Consider the following 14487-nt stretch of genomic DNA (forward strand, 5'->3'; position numbering starts at 1 on the left):
TGCTGTCGGCCACCGCGAGGGCCGAATGATCATGTCGCGCTATGATGTGCCGTCAGGGGAGACGCAATGAGCCAGCAGCCAGCCGCACGCGCCGCGGTGATGAACGACGTCGCCCGCCTCGCGGGCGTGTCGCACCAGACGGTGTCCCGGGTGCTCAACAACCACCCGAGTGTGCGCGAGGAGACCCGCGAGCGCGTGCTGCGCGCCGTCGCCCAGCTCAACTACCGGCCCAACGCGCTGGCGCGCGGCCTGGCCGGGCGGCGCTCGCGCGTCATCGGCGTGGTCAGCTTCGACACCATCCTGTACGGCCCCGCCGCCACCCTGCTCGGCGTCGAACGGGCGGCCCGGCAGGCCGGATACGGCATCAGCATCGTCGCCCTGGAGAAGCTGGACCGGGCCGGAGTCTCCGAAGCGGTGAACCGGCTCACCGAGCAGTCCGTCGCCGGAGTCGTCATCATCGCGCCCCTGATGACCGCCGCCGCGGCGGCGCACAGTCTGCCGACCGGGGTGCCGGCGGTGGTCGTGGAGTCCGATATGGCCGGTGACCTGCCGACCATCTCCGTCGACCAGGTCGCCGGCGCCCGCCTCGCGGTCCAGCACCTGCTCGAGCTGGGGCACGAGACCGTGTGGCATCTGACCGGGCCCCGGGACTGGCTGGAGGCCCGGGACCGGGTGGACGGCTGGCGCCAGGCGCTGGAAGCGGCGGGGCGCCGGGTGCCTGCTGCGATCCCGGGCGACTGGAGCCCGAACTCGGGATACGAGGCCGGCAACCAGATCGCCGACCGCCCGGAGGTGACCGCGGTCTTCTGCGCGAACGACCAGCAGGCCCTGGGCATGTTGCGGGCGCTGCACGAGCGCGGGGTGCGCGTGCCCGAGGACGTCAGCGTCGTCGGCTTCGACGACATCCCCGAAGCCGCGTACCTGTCGCCGCCCCTGACCACCATCCGGCAGGACTTCGACGAGGTCGGACGCCGATGCCTGGCCGCGCTGCTGGATATCCTCGAAACGCGGGGACCGGCCCTGCCGCTGCGTCACCCGCGCGTGCCGCCGACCCTCGTCGCCCGCGCGAGCAGCGGACCTCCGCCGTCCGGACGAGGTCACTGAGGTTCGGCAGGCGTGGACGGCATCGCCGGACCGGGTGACCCGGCCCGGCGCGGTGGCCGGTGCGCGACTGGCGTACCGGCCACCTCTCCACGGGTGGCCGGGCCTACAGGAAGCGCCAGAGCCGGTCGTTGGAGCCGGCGTCGTCGGCGGTCACGATCTGCGCGCCCTGGCTGGACGATCCGCCGCTGACGGCGAGGACCCTGCCGCCGTTGGCGCACTGGATGCGGAAGCAGCCGTTGGCGCTGTGCCGCAGCCGCCAGCGGTGGTCGGCCGTGCCGTTGTCGGCCCACTGCAGAATCCGGGCGCCGGCGGCGGTCGAGGCGTTCTCCACCCCGAGGACCTTGCCGCTGTTCGAATTGCGCAGCCGCAGGTAGCCGCCGGTGTCCACCACCGCCGACCACAGGTGGTCGGCGGTGCCGCTGTCGCCCCACTGGATGACCAGGCCGCCGTCGGCGGTGGACATGTTCTGCACGCCCAGCACCAGGCCGCTGCCGACGTTCTGGATGCGCCGCGCCCCGTCGGGGATGAGCCGCCACAGGTTGTCGGCGCTGCCGTTGTCCGGGTCCTGGACAGCCTGGGCACCCTGCGCGGTCGACCCGCCGAGGATCGCCAGCAGCTTGCCGCTGTTGGCATTGCGGATCTTGTGGGTACCGTCGCCGACGTCGACCAGGGTCCAGTTGTGATCGGCGGTGCCGTTGTCGGTCCACTGCAGCACCCGGGCGTCGTCGGCGGTCGACATGCCGTCCACGCCGAGGACCTTGCCGCTGTTGACGTTGCGAAGTCGCAGCGACGAGCTGCCGACCAGCAGCTCCCAGTTGTGGTCGGCGGTGCCGCTGTCGGCCCACTGGACGGCCAGGCCGCCGTCGGCCGTCGACATGTTCTGCACGCCGAGCACGAGTCCGCTGGCCGCGTTCATGAGCCGGAACGAGGCGCTGCCGCCCGTCGAGCCCTGGCCGGTGGCGTTCCAGTAGACGGTGTAGTTGAAGCCCTGAGCGTCGTGGAACGGGCCGAGGTTGACGGTCGCGCCGTTCGCCGTGGCGGTGAACGCCAGCGCGGTGGTGCTCGTACGGGTCACCGAGCTCGTCGTCAGCACGGGCAGCGCCGACAGCGATGTGTTGCCGTAGTTGCCGGCCAGGACTACCGGGCCGTACGTGACGGCGGCGACGTTGGCGTTGTCGTTCGCGGCCCGCATCACCACTCGCATCGGCAGTCTCACGGTCACCGTGTCGCCCGAGGTCCAGGAGCGGGTGAGGGTGGCATAGGTGCCCGGGGTGGTGGCGATGCTCTGGGCGACGCCGTTGACGCTGACCGTGGCACCGGTGGTCCAGCCGGGGATCCTGATGCGCATCGACCAGCTTCCGCCGACGCTGCCGGTCACGGTCAGGGTCGTGGTGTCGCTGGCGGGGAAGGCGGTGGCCTGGGTGACGGTGATGCCGCGCTGGCTCCAGTCCAGCACCGAGGGGGTGAACAGGTTCACCGTGAGGGTGGTGCCGTTGTAGAAGTAGATCGAGTCCATGAGCTTGGTGTTGGTCTCGATGCCGGTGCCCTGGCAGCACCAGAAGGTGCCGTAGTCGGTGCTCCAGGTGCCGCCGCCCCAGGCCGGGCCCACGCCGCGCCGTCCGCCGGGGTTGAGCGGGGTGAAGTAGGTGATGTGCCCGTGGCTGTCGGCCGGGTTCTGCTGGCCGAGCAGGTGGTTGAGCAGCGCCCGCTCGTAGAAGTCGAAGTAGCCGGCCTGGTCGGGGTTGAGCAGCCACAGCTCGCGGGTCAACTTCAGCATGTTGTACGAGTTGCAGGCCTCGCACGCGTCGCTGTTGAGGTACCCGGCGATCGCGTTCGGGGCGCGGAAGTGCTCGGCCTGGCTGTTCCCGCCGATGACGTAGGTGTGCGCGTTGACGGTCATGTTCCACGCGTTGACGGCGATGTCCCGGTAGCGGGTGGTGCCGGTCGCCTTGTACTCGCGGGCGGCGCCGATCCACTTGGGCACCTGCGTGTTGGCGTGCAGGCCGTTGAGCTGGTCGGAGTTGGAGGCCAGCGGGTTGAACACCGCGGCGTGGTCGAAGCGCTGCGCGGCGGTCAGCCACCGGGCGTCGCCGGTCTGCTGGTAGAGGTCGGTCAGCACCGCGTTCATGCCGCCGAACTCGGTGGCCAGCTGCGCCTGCATCTGCGCGGAGGTCAGCCGGGCGGTCCTGGTGTCGACCCAGCCGGCCAGCGCCAGCAGCACGTCACGGGCCTGGGTGCTGCCGATCAGCCGCCATACGTCCAGCAGCCCCGCCAGGGTCTTGTGGACGGCGTAGTACGGGACGTTGCCGTTGCTGAGCGTGCGGTTCTCCAGCGCGGTGAAGTCGGACTCCGGAAATCCGGCCAGGTAGCCGGTGCTGAACCCGGCCGTGCCGTTGTTGGCCTGGCAGGCGGCCATGGCGGCGACCATCTGGTTGGCCTTGTCGCGGCAGGTGGTGTCGCCGAGCACGGCCCAGGCCTGGGCCCAGGCGGTGAGGAAGTGCCCCTGGCTGTGGCTTCGGAACGGGAACGTCGGCGCCTCCCAGCCGCCGGTCGCGGCGGCGCCGTTGGTGGACAGGCGGTGGTTGGCGCGGAAGACGTACAGCAGCCGGTCGACGTCCACGAATCTCAGGTACGCCAGGGTCCGGTTCTGGTTGTCGAGCCACCGGCTGCTGGTCAGCCGGGTCTGGCTCAGGTCGAACGGGTACGCCGACACGCCGATGTCGACACGTGCGGGCGGCAGCGCCGCGGCGGCGGCCCCGGTGGCGGCGACGGCGGGCATGGCCGTGGCGGCCGCCGCGACTCCGGCGGCCTGCAGTACGCGGCGCCTGTTGACGGACGATGACATGGGCTCTCCACAGGGTAGGAAGGCGGATCTTCGGGGAGGGTGTTGCGAGCACGGTGTGTGGCCGTGGAGCGGTCAGCCGGTCCGTCCACGGCCACTGTCGAGGTCGAGATCGCGAGGTGTCGTATCGATCACGGATGACTGCGGAGTGCGTCCTGGAACGCTTGCCCTGCCTCCGTCTGGCCGAGTTCCGTGTCGACGGGTGCGTGCCCGGTGCGACGGTCCCGGGTGCCGGCCGCTCGCGGCGGCCGGCACCCGGGGCGTCTAGCCGACGCGGCCGCCGGACGTCACGGCGTCCAGGGAGCGCTGACGACCCAGCTCACGTCGTCAGCCCACAGGTTGGTCGCGTCGAACGTGTTGGAACCGCCGTTGCTGGCGATGTACACGTTGTTGCCGTAGTGGCGGAGGTATCGGGTGGGGAAGTTGGACGAGGCGAACGAGTTGCCCTGTCCGTTCTTGCCGGCCTCGGGGCAGAAGGTCGCATCGGCGGCGAACAGCGCGCTGCCGTCGTTGCCCTGCAGGTAGAGCTGGTAGTTCTGGTGGCGTAGGTAGCTGCCCGCGGTGTTCTTGGACTCGAACGACACGCACGAGCTGTTGGCCAGGCCGGCCCGGACGATCCACGACGCGTTGGCCTTATCCGTGGCCGAGCTCGACGAGCTGACCACACCGGTCGCCACGGTGGCGCCGGAGTGGTTGATGTAGCGGGTGGTGCAGCAGGCGGTGGTGGCGCGCAGCGAGACGGTCGAACCGGGCGTGAGCACGCCGCCACCGCCGCTGTAGGTCGTGTAGCCCGCCGCGACGATGTTGGCCTGGACCGCGTTCTCGGTGGCGTCGGTGGGGTAGCCGGAGGTCATGACGCCTTCGTAGAAGGTGCCGGCGGAGCCGTGGCTGTTGTCGCCGCCGATGCCGAGGATGATGGCGCCTTCCTTCTTCATCGGGTTGTAGCCCGAGACGTTGGGGCGGGCGCCGTTGTAGTAGGTGGACAGGCTGCCGGAGGCGGCGTTGCCGGCCCGGATGGACCAGTGGTTGGGTTCGCCCTTGACGATGGCGGTGAGGAAGCGGTGGCTGACGCTGGGGTCGTTGGCGTTGTAGCCGGCGTTGATACCGGAGAACAGGCCGTTCTCAAGGTCGGCCATGACCCAGGGTCCGTTGCCGGTGCCGTAGCCCCAGACCTTGATGTTGCCGAAGTAGATCGTCTCCATGGTGCCGTTGCCGTTGTCGCGGCTGTTGGTCTCGGCGTTGCCGTAGTCGAAGCAGCAGCCGCCGTTGTAGTGGGTGCCGTCGAGGATGGCGTACATGCCCTCGGGCTGGTCGCCCTTGGCCACGCCGTTGGTGTTGTTGTTGCGGTAGCCGGTGCCGGGGGCGACGAACACCCCGTACGCCTTGCTGCCGCCGACCTTGACCGGAGCCAGGCTCGCGTCGGCGAGGTTGTCGTAGCCGCCCGGGGCCGGGCCGGAGAACCCGCCGGGAGGGGCCTGGGTCAGGTGGTTGCCCCGGCCGGACTGGTCGTAGATGATCGTGATCAGGCAGCTGGTGTTGGCGCAGAACGAGTCCTGCGTCGCGGCGTTGGCCACGCCGCCGGCGGCCAGCAGGCCGACGTCGCGGGTGGCGTTGTCCGACGCGCGCCGGACCTGGTACAGGGCACCGTTGTACGAGCCGTAGAGCGCCCGGGTGGTGCTGTGCGCGGCGACGCAGGGAGTGCCGCCGGCGGCGTAGATGTCACAGGGCTGCGACGTGGCGGCCTGCGACGTCCCGGCGCCGGTGAGCACGCCGGCGACGAGGGCTCCCACCGCCGCCAGCGCGAGAGTGGCCCGGCGCAGGTGCCGGTACCGCGAGAGTGGTGCCATTTCGACCTCTTCCGTGCGGATGGTGCTGACGACCACGGCAGGGCACGGTCCGCCGACGCGTCCATGGACGGCGCGAGAACCGGGCGAAGTCGGTCCGTCAGCGTGCGGGTTGCGTACTACGGAGATCCGTTGGCTTCCGCGTCGGCGGGCGTGGATCCGCCTCCTCTCCCGAGCCGCCGCCGCCCCATCGTCAGGCGAGGGCAGACGCCGAGCGATGAGACCGTTAACATAACCGACCCGAAAAGCGCTCGCAATGATCGCTTCATTTCCACAGCTCGATCAGAGAACTGTTATCTGATCGCCGAGAGGTGAGCCGGTACGATCGTCATGGCCCTTACAAGGCAGTATGGTGAGTGGCGATCCGGCAAACATGGACATCGCTCACTGGGCGGGCTTCCGTGCGCGGGTGTCGCGCTGCCCGCCATGGCCGCGCCGAGGGAAGCGGGCGTCTCGGAGCACGATCCGGCTGTTATCGTTAACATCCAACAGGTCAGCTGAGCCGCCGTCGACGTAAGGCTGTTGCGCGCCTTGTCCGGGCGACCGGCGTAGGCGGCTCAGGGGCGGACGCCGTCGATTCGCGGGGTGCGGGGCGGGCGGGACCGGCTGCCGCCGTCGCAAAGCCCTGGGACCGGCTGCCGCCGTCCTGAAGCCACTGCGCGCCGCGGGCGCGTCGGCGGGTGGCTACCTGCTGACGGCCAGGCGGGACGGCCGGTCGCTGCTCGCCCGCACCATCAGGGTCGGGCGCACGCGTAGGTGGCTCACCGGCGCGGCGGGCTCGTCACCCTCGATCAACTCCAGCAGCGTTCCCAGGCACCGCCGGCCGACCTCGTCGAAGTCCTGACGAACCGTGGTCAGCGGTGGAGACAGGAAGCGTGACTCCGGGATGTCGTCGAAACCGACGACGCTGATGTCCTCCGGCACGCGTACCCGGCGCTCGTGCAGCGCCCTGAGCAGGCCCAGCGCCTGGTGGTCGTTGGCGCAGAACACCGCCGACACATCCGAGCGCCCGGCCAGTTCCAGCCCGGCGTCGTAGCCCGACCGCGGGCTCCAGTCGCCCGTCAGGGTCGGTGGCACTGCCCGCTGCGCCGCCTCCAGCGCCTGGCGCCACCCGTCCGCCCGACCGCGCGCCTGCGACCAGGTTGGGGGGCCGGAGAGGTGCCACACCGTCTCATGCCCGAGGCTCAGCAGGTGTTCGACCGCGAGCCGGGCGCCCTCGACCTGGTCGACCGCGACCGTCGGGAGGTCGGCGACCGCGTCGGGCTCGACCACCACCGCCGGTACGGCGGCCAGCACGCTCTGGGCGGCGGCCGCCGCGGTCGCGCTCAGCAGGGGGGCGATGACGGCCACGCCTGCGACCGCCTGCGCGGTGAGCCGATCGAGCGCCTCGGTGACGGAGTGATGATCGAGCTGCTCCAGCGTGACGACGCTGACGCCGTAGCCGGCGGTCCTCGCGGCTCGCTCGACGCCGAGCAGGGTCGAGGCCGGACCGAACAGCAGCGGCTCGTGACTGATGACGCCGATCAGGCGTGAGCGCCCGGCGGCCAGGCCGCGCGCGTTCGCGTTGGGTCGGAAGTTGAGCTGGTGGACCGCCTTCATCACGCGGTCGTGCGTCTCGGGCCGGACGCTCGGATGGTTGTTCATGACACGCGAGACGGTCTGGTGCGACACCCCGGCGAGCCGCGCGACGTCTCGGATGACCGCACTGCGTGGCTGCTGGCTCATGGCGACCCCCTGACAGCGCATGTTAGCGCAGGTATGTTTCCAGGCCGTCATCGAAGTGCCAGTTCAGGCTGCGGAAGCCCGCCGGGAGGACCCGGCTGGGCGCCGGCCGCGGGCGCAGGTGCAGGATCATGGCGGTATCTCATCGACACGAGTCGAATGACCGTCTCGGGTGGCGGTACCCGGTTCGGGCGCAGGGCACTACCGCGCCCCGCCGGTCGGATCGAGCGGGCGGCCACGCGGTCGACCAATCGGGACGGCAGTCGTCGACCCGTGATGTTAGCGGTCATCCGATGCTCGTCAATCGATCAACGACGGCGGGGTCGGCGCAACGGGGTTGCGGCTCTGTGCGATCTCCTCCGTGCCACGTCAGGGCTTCTGTTCGGGCTGATGCTGTCCGCCGGGTCAGGCATGGCGCCTTCCGCGAATGCGGCGGTTTCTTCCGGAACAACTTGACGACGGCCTATGTTATCGCTCACAGTCGTGATCGATGCGAGGCGGACGCCGACACCAGCGGTCTTGAGAACCTCCGTGACGCATCCGGCCTGAGCTGCTGTTCGCTGCGGGTGCGCGCCGTGGGCCGCGTCGGCGGGCAGGCCCGGTCGCCTCGCACCCGTCCCCCGCCCGAACGACGCAGGAGAACCGATGGACCACCGATCCCGGAAATGGCGCCTCGGCGCCGGCCTGGCGACCGCGCTGCTGGCGGCTGCAGCCGTCGCGTGGCAGGCCACCGCCGTGCAGGCGCTGGACAACGGCGTCGCGCGAACGCCGCCGATGGGCTGGAACAGCTGGAACACCTTCGGCTGCAGCATCAACGAGACACTCATCCGCCAGATGGCCGACGCGCTGGTCAACTCGGGCATGCGCGACGCCGGCTACCAGTACGTCGTCGTCGACGACTGCTGGTTCAACCCCAACCGCGACAGCGCGGGCAACCTGCAGGGTGACCCCGGCCGGTTCCCCAGCGGCATGAAGTCCCTCGGCGACTACCTGCACGGAAAGGGCCTCAAGTTCGGCCTCTACCAGGTCCCCGTCGACAAGACCTGCGCGCAGTACTTCGGTTCCTACCCGGGAGCGACGGGCAGCCAGGGCCACGAGGCGCAGGACGCCCGCCAGTTCGCCGCCTGGGGTGTCGACTACCTCAAGTACGACTGGTGCTCGCCCAACGGCACCATCGATCAGCAGGTCGCGACCTTCGCCAAGATGCGCGACGCCCTGGCGGCCACGGGACGCCCGATCGTCTATAGCATCAACCCCAACAGCATCCATGCCAAGACCGGCCCCCAGCGCAACTGGGGCGATGTGGCCAACATGTGGCGCACCACCGAGGACATCACCAACGCGTGGAACACCGGCCAGACCAACGGCTACCCGATGGGCATCCAGAACATCGTCAACGTCACCGTCCCCCTCGCCTCGTACGCCCGACCCGGCGCGTTCAACGACCCGGACATGATGGAGGTCGGCCGAGGCGGCATGACCGACACCGAGATGCGCAGCCACTTCGCGCTCTGGGCGGTCATGGCCTCGCCCCTGATCGCGGGCAACGACATCCGGAACATGGACGCCGCCACCCAGGCGATCCTGAAGAACCAGAACCTCATCGCGATCAATCAGGACTCGCTGGGACTCCAGGCGACCCAGGTCAGCAACGATGGAACGCGACGGGTGCTCGCCAAGCGCCTGGCCAACGGCGACGTCGCGGTGGCGCTGTTCAATCAGGGATCCGCCGCCACCACGGTGTCGACGACCGCGGCGGCGATCGGCAAGAGCGGCGCGTCCTTCACCCTGCGCGACGCCTGGACGAACGCCACCAGCACGTCCACCGGCTCGATCAGTGCCAGTGTGCCCGCGCACGGCACCGTGGTCTACCGGGTCAGCGGCGGAGGGGTCGTGTCGCCTCCGCCCACGACGACCAGCAGCCTGGTCAGCGCCGCCTCCGGCCGCTGCCTCGACGTCCCGCAGAGCAACACCGCCAACGGCACCCAGCCGATCATCTGGGACTGCAGCGGAGCGGCCAACCAGCGCTGGACCGTCAGTGGACAGTCGCTGCAGGTGCTGGGCAAGTGCCTCGACGCCCCGACGGGAGCCACGGCGGGCAGCAAGGTCCAGATCTGGGACTGCAACGGTGCGACCAACCAGCAATGGACCTTCAACTCCAGCGGAACCGTCAGCAGCGGCAGTTCCGGACTCTGCCTCGATGTCAACGGCAACGCGACCGCCAACGGCACCACCGTGATTCTCTGGAACTGCACGGGGGCGGCGAACCAGCGGTGGACCAGGCAGTGATCCGGCTCGGCTGATCGGCGTCGCGACGCCGACCAGATCGACGGCGCCATACGGCGGCCGGTGCGGCAGGCGGGCATCCCGACCTCGCTCCCGCACCGGCCGCCGTCTTGTCCCCGCGCGGGCGCACCGCTGGCGGAGAAACGCCTAAAGCCGCATGTTAACGATCACGTGGACGCCCTCGAGCTGGCGGGCGGTCGAGGATCTCGGGCAAACGCCAACCCGTACCCGCAGAACTCTGACCAGGGATAAGCCGCTCAGCCGACCCGGAAGCGCGGTTGCGGTGGTGGGAGACTCTTGCCACTCGGCAGCGAACGTCGTATGTTAACGGTCACATCGACGGGCTGCCCGGGCGATCGGGGCCCGGCGTTCGGTCAGCTCCATCCGACCGAAGTCGGCACGCTCATGCCGAGCCGCACCTGAAGCCGTCTCCGGGCCGGGCCGTACCGCGACCCCGGCCGCGACGGGCAGCATGGCGCGCCGGCCCGGGTCCCGGACGCTGCCCGGTCGACCTGTCGATCCCAGCGCAGCACCCGACCTGATCCCTGACAGAGAGGCACCACGATGGCCCTCACCCGCAGATCGCTGCTCCGTGCGGCAGCCGCCTCATCGGCTGTCACCGCGGCTTCCGCGATGCTCGGCGCGAGCCCGGCCCTCGCCGCCGACACGGCGTACGTCATGGCCTACTTCACCGAGTCGCCGTCGTTCCAGGGCGCCGACTACGGACTGCACCTGGCCGTCAGCCGCGACGGACTCAACTGGACCCCGCTCAACCAGAACAACCCTGTGGTCACCCCGACAGCCGGGCAGCTCGGTCTGCGCGACCCCTACATCTTCCGTAGGCAGAACGGCACCTTCGGCGTCCTGGCCACCGATCTCAAGGGCACCAACTTCGGCCACAACAGCCAGTACCTGCACATGTGGGACTCCACCGACCTGACCAGCTTCACCGGCTACCGCCGGCTGAGGATGCACACCCTCAACACGCACACCTGGGCCCCGACCGTGTTCTGGGACGCCGCCCGGGGCCAGTACGGCATCGTCTACTCCGCCGACAACCCCGGCGCCGTGTTCATGGTCAACTACACGAGCGACTTCCAGACCGTCAGCGCCCCCCAGGTGTACTTCAGCCCCGGGTTCGGAGTGCTCGACGCGGACATCGTCGTCGACGGCGCGACCACGTACATGTACTACAAGAACCTCGCCGACGGGAACATCTACGGCGCCCGTTCCGCAACCGGTGCCCCGAACAGCTACACCACCTACACCAGCGGGCTGCGGCAGGGCAACGCGATGGAGGCCCCGCTGCTGCACCGGGCCAACGACGGCGGCTGGCGGCTGTGGGGTGACTCCTTCAGCCCGGTCAACGCCGACTACTACGCCTGGTCGTCGACCAACATCGCCGGGAACTCCTGGACGCTGCTGAACCAGCGAGACTACACCGCGCCGCTCAACGCCAAGCACGGCTCGATGCTCGGCATCACCGACGCCGAGTACAACGGGCTCATCGCGCGCTGGGGCACCCCGAACTGGGCCCGGCTGAAGTCCTACAACCTGCCCGACTACTTCGTACGCCACCTCAACGGCGTGGGCCGCATCGACTCCTACCCGTTCGACCCCTACCGCGACCAGCTGTGGCAGCTGGTCCCCGGCCTGGCCGACGCCGCGGGCGTGTCGTTCCAGTCGGTGAACAACCCCGGCCGCTACCTGCGTCACTTCAACTACGCCCTGCGCCTGGACGCCAACGACAACAGCAGCATCTTCCGTGCGGACGCCACCTTCTACCGCACCGCGGGCCTGGCGGACAGCACCTGGAGTTCGTTCCGCTCCTACAACTTCCCCACGTACTACCTGCGCCACAGCAACAACCTGCTGCGCATCGACCCGCTCAGCAGCAGCTCCAGCGCCGCCGACCGGCAGAGCGCCACGTTCCGCGTCGCGTCCTGACCGGCATCCCGACCGCGGGGCGGGCGCCGGACGGGTCGCCCGCCCCGCTCAGAACGCTCGCATCGACCGACCATCCGCTCCCACCCCTGAGGTGACCGTGAGTCCCATCCGCAGCCCGCGCGTCGACCGCCGCGTGCGGCGAATCGCCGCCGGCGTCGCGATCCTGCTGGCGGCCGTGACACTGGCGCCGGCGACGGCCGTCGCCGACAACCCGATAGTCCAGACCATCTACACCGCCGACCCGGCGCCGTTCGTGCACAACGGCCGCGTGTACGTGTACACCGGCCACGACGAGGACGGCTCCACCAACTTCACCATGCGCGAATGGCGGGTCTACTCCACCGCGGACATGGTGAACTGGACCGACCACGGTGTGCCGATGAACCTGGCCACCTTCAAGTGGGCCGACGCCAACGCCTGGGCGGGGCATGTCGCCTACCGCAACGGCAAGTTCTACTGGTACGTGCCGATCCGCCGGGCCGGCGGCGGCATGGCCATCGGCGTCGGCGTGTCGAACAGCCCGACCGGCCCCTTCACCGACGCGCTCGGGCGCCCGCTGGTCGAGAACGGCGAGATCGACCCCAACGTCTTCATCGACGACGACGGGCAGGCATACCTCTACTGGGGCAACCCCCGCCTGTGGTACGTGCGGCTCAACGCCGACATGATCTCCTACTCGGGCAGCCCGACCCAGATCCCGCTCACCACCGCCGGATACGGCACGCGGACCGGCAACGCCAGCCGCCCGACGCTGTTCGAGGAGGCGCCCTGGGTCTACAAGCGCAACGGCCTCTACTACAACGTCTTCGCGGCCGAGTGCTGCTCGGAGTTCATCGGCTACTCGACGGCGCCCGGGCCGACCGGGCCATGGACCTACCGCGGCACGGTGATGCCCCGGCAGGGCGGCAGCTTCACCAACCACGCCGGCATCGTCGACTTCAACGGCGGCTCGTACTTCTTCTACCACAACGGAGCGCTCGCCGGCGGTGGCGGATTCACCAGGTCGGTGGCGGTGGAGAAGTTCTCCTACAACTCCGACGGCACCATCCCCACCATCAACATGACCACGAGCGGCGTCCCCCAGGTCGGCACCCTGAACCCGTTCACCCGGCAGGAGGCCGAGACCATCGCCTGGGGGTCCGGCGTGGAGACCGAGCCGTCCAGCGAGGGCACCCAGAACCTCGGCTACCTGGACAACGGCGACTACGTCAAGGTCAAGGGCGTGGCGTTCGGATCCGGGGCGGCGTCCTTCAGCGCCCGGGTGGCGTCGGCAGGCTCGGGCGGCGCCATCGAACTGCGCCTGGACAGCCTGACCGGCCCCGTCGTGGGCACCTGCGCAGTCTCGGCGACCGGCGGCTATCAGACGTGGACCACGGTCTCGTGCGGGGTCAGCGGTGCGACGGGCACCCGCGATCTGTACCTGCGCTTCACCGGCGCCGGTGGCGGCCTGTTCAACCTCAACTGGTGGCAGTTCAATCCGACGGCCGTCGGCAACCAGCTCACCAACGGCAACATGGAGAGCGGTACGACCGGATGGGGCGTGTTCGGCAGCGGCACCCTGTCGGCGAACACCGGCGTCGTGCACGCGGGCACCGGGTCGGCCCTGATCACCGGCCGTACCGCGTCGTGGCACGGCATCCGCCAGGACGTCACCTCGAAGCTGGTCAACGGCAGGAGCTACACGACCAGTGTCTGGGTACGCACCCAGGCCGGAACTCCGTCGGCGAAGGTGACTCTGGCGGTGGCCGCCAACGGCACCACCAGCTACCTGCAACTCACCCCGGCGAGCGCCGTGAACCCCAACGGCTGGACCCAGCTCACCGGAGCAGCGACTGTCTCCTGGACCGGCACGCTGTCCAGCGCGAACCTCTACGTCGAGACCGCGGCCGGAACGGACAGCTACTACCTCGACGACGCCACCTTCCAGTGAGCGTCGGACCCCGCCACCGGCCGACTGCCCAGCCGGTGTGACCTACCCCGGGCCTATGGCTCTCCGCAGGCCCGGGGTAGGTCGGTGGACAAGACTCCGCAGGCGTGTATCAGCCGGCTTGGCGGTGCAGGTCCGCGGCGCCCGGCTGCCCCGACCGGAACGGGGGAGCCGGGCACCCCTGTTCGCGGCCGGTGCGCACCCGACCCGGTCGCACCGGTCGCCGCACCCGGCCCGTCCGCCGCGCACGCCGTGTCCGGGCATGCGCGTTCGGCCCGGCGGTTGGCCGGGCCGAACGGTGGTGCCGGCAGGACCTCTGACGGCCGCCACGTCCGATCGTCGGCATCCCGTGCCCTGAGACGTCGTCAGAACGTGGCTGGTCCGTCACCGGCCCTGCCGTCCGCCTGTGTCGGTGAGTGACTTCGGCGGACAGTGGGGGCCGCCGCCGATCAGGTGGTGGCGGTGCAGCTCGGGCTCATGCTCGCGGCGCCGCCGTTTGCCTGGAAACCGAACTCGGTGGACTGGCCTGGGGCGACCTGGCCGTTGTAGGACACGTTGGCGAAGGCGACGGTGCCGCTGGTGCCGCTCGGAGCGGCGTTCCAGGTGTTGACGATCACGACGCCCGAGGGCAGGGTGAGCCGTACCGACCAGGACCGGATCGCGGTCGAACCCGCGGTGACCCGGACGGTGGCGTTGAATCCGCCGGTCCAGGTCTGCAGCGAGACCGTCGCGGTGCAGCCGACCGGAGCCGAGGAGGCTGACGGGGAGGGCGACGGCGGACGGCTGGGCGACGGCGACGGGCTGATGATCGGCCC

Annotated in this window: 8 protein-coding genes; 4 read left to right on the forward strand and 4 right to left on the reverse strand. The window is 70.1% G+C overall.

Features of this window, described 5'->3' with window-relative positions; all coding sequences use genetic code 11:
* Positions 1–66 precede the first annotated feature (66 nt).
* Positions 67–1104, forward strand: a complete 1038-nt coding sequence (locus QEZ54_RS08385) for a LacI family DNA-binding transcriptional regulator (protein ID WP_281303914.1) — start codon at positions 67–69, stop codon at positions 1102–1104.
* Positions 1105–1207: 103 nt separating this feature from the next.
* On the opposite strand, the gene QEZ54_RS08390 is transcribed toward QEZ54_RS08385, so the two are convergent.
* The 3 genes from QEZ54_RS08390 to QEZ54_RS08400 form a co-directional block, all read right to left on the reverse strand.
* Positions 1208–3949, reverse strand: coding sequence for a beta-L-arabinofuranosidase domain-containing protein (locus QEZ54_RS08390; protein WP_281303915.1), 2742 nt, complete (start codon positions 3947–3949; stop codon positions 1208–1210).
* A 284-nt stretch (positions 3950–4233) separates the two neighbouring features.
* On the reverse strand, positions 4234–5793 hold the full coding sequence (locus tag QEZ54_RS08395; protein WP_281303916.1) for an alpha-L-arabinofuranosidase B: 1560 nt from the start codon (positions 5791–5793) through the stop codon (positions 4234–4236).
* A gap of 681 nt (positions 5794–6474) precedes the next feature.
* Entirely contained in the window at positions 6475–7515 is a 1041-nt protein-coding gene (locus QEZ54_RS08400; RefSeq protein WP_281303917.1) for a LacI family DNA-binding transcriptional regulator, read from the reverse strand.
* Positions 7516–8286: 771 nt separating this feature from the next.
* On the opposite strand from QEZ54_RS08400, the gene QEZ54_RS08405 reads away from it, so the two are divergent.
* The 3 genes from QEZ54_RS08405 (at position 8287) to QEZ54_RS08415 (ending at position 13675) form a co-directional block, all read left to right on the forward strand.
* Positions 8287–9801, forward strand: coding sequence for a ricin-type beta-trefoil lectin domain protein (locus QEZ54_RS08405; protein WP_281303929.1), 1515 nt, complete (start codon positions 8287–8289; stop codon positions 9799–9801).
* A gap of 630 nt (positions 9802–10431) precedes the next feature.
* Positions 10432–11745 (forward strand): glycoside hydrolase family 43 protein, encoded by a 1314-nt coding sequence (locus QEZ54_RS08410; protein WP_281303918.1) that lies wholly within the window; start codon positions 10432–10434, stop codon positions 11743–11745.
* A gap of 175 nt (positions 11746–11920) precedes the next feature.
* Positions 11921–13675: a family 43 glycosylhydrolase gene (locus QEZ54_RS08415; RefSeq protein ID WP_281303930.1), complete on the forward strand. Its 1755-nt coding sequence runs from the start codon at positions 11921–11923 to the stop codon at positions 13673–13675.
* A 446-nt stretch (positions 13676–14121) separates the two neighbouring features.
* On the opposite strand, the gene QEZ54_RS08420 is transcribed toward QEZ54_RS08415, so the two are convergent.
* On the reverse strand, positions 14122–14487 hold a 366-nt coding region (locus QEZ54_RS08420; protein WP_281303919.1), incomplete at its 5' end, for a cellulose binding domain-containing protein.

Source organism: Catellatospora sp. KI3, from assembly GCF_029948125.1.
Lineage (GTDB): Bacteria > Actinomycetota > Actinomycetes > Mycobacteriales > Micromonosporaceae > Catellatospora.

Coding starts and splice junctions, on each gene's coding strand:
- QEZ54_RS08405 (WP_281303929.1), top strand. CDS start 8,287: ATGGGCTGGAACAGCTGGAACACCTTCGGCTGCAGCATCAACGAGACA.
- QEZ54_RS08390 (WP_281303915.1), bottom strand. CDS start 3,949: ATGTCATCGTCCGTCAACAGGCGCCGCGTACTGCAGGCCGCCGGAGTC.
- QEZ54_RS08395 (WP_281303916.1), bottom strand. CDS start 5,793: ATGGCACCACTCTCGCGGTACCGGCACCTGCGCCGGGCCACTCTCGCG.
- QEZ54_RS08400 (WP_281303917.1), bottom strand. CDS start 7,515: ATGAGCCAGCAGCCACGCAGTGCGGTCATCCGAGACGTCGCGCGGCTC.
- QEZ54_RS08410 (WP_281303918.1), top strand. CDS start 10,432: ATGCTCGGCGCGAGCCCGGCCCTCGCCGCCGACACGGCGTACGTCATG.
- QEZ54_RS08385 (WP_281303914.1), top strand. CDS start 67: ATGAGCCAGCAGCCAGCCGCACGCGCCGCGGTGATGAACGACGTCGCC.